Annotated in this window: 1 protein-coding gene; it reads right to left on the bottom strand. The window is 75.5% G+C overall.

The genetic code is table 11. The features are described 5' to 3' along the window. Positions 1-608: TerD family protein (locus ACYVE9_RS29525; protein ID WP_461030936.1), on the bottom strand; the 608-nt coding region annotated here is incomplete at its 3' end. Positions 609-723: the final 115 nt, after the last annotated feature.

Genomic DNA, 723 nt, shown 5'->3' with positions numbered 1-723 from the left:
GCCGGCGTCCTCGGGTCCGCGGGCGCGGAGACCCGCGCAGCCGGAGGGGCGGACGCGGCCGGGGGCGCCGCCGGCTCCTCGTCGACGCTGATGCCGAAGTCGCCCGCCAGACCGGCGAGCCCGGAGGCGTAACCCTGACCGACCGCCCGGAACTTCCACCGGCCGGACCGCAGATACAACTCACCACCGACAAAAGCCGTTTCGGTGGTCGCCGTCATGTCGAAGTGGGCGATCTCCGCGCCGCTCCCCGCGTCCAGCAGCCGCAGGCGCAGCCCGGGCACCTGCCCGAAGGTGCCGCCGTCCGCCGACGCGCACAGCACCACCCGCTCCACGTCCGGCTCCAGGCGCCCCGGCTCCACCGCCACCACGTCGGTGGTCGTGCCGCCGCTGCTGCGCTTGCCCTCGTGCCGGACGGCGCCGGAGGCGTGCCGTGGCTGGTTGTAGAAGACGAAGTCGCTGTCCGCACGCACCCGCCCGTCACCGCCCAGCAGCAGCGCGGAGGCGTCCACGTCCGGCGCGCCCGGCGCTGCCGTCCAGGTCAGTTGCACTTCGAGGGCGGAAGCGGAGACCGGCAGGTTCGCGCCCTTGCTCAGCGATATAGACGTCACCGGCACAGTGTGCCGCAGCTCCTCCGGCCTCCGCCCCGCCACCGGAGCGGTTCCGGCGGTTCCGGACGTCCGCCCGCCCGCCGGCCGGCGGTTCCGGCGCCGGGGCTCCGGTGCC

This window comes from Streptomyces sparsus, assembly GCF_054776295.1.
Note: the sequence above shows the minus strand (reverse complement) of the source record. Positions and strands in the feature narration are given on the sequence as shown.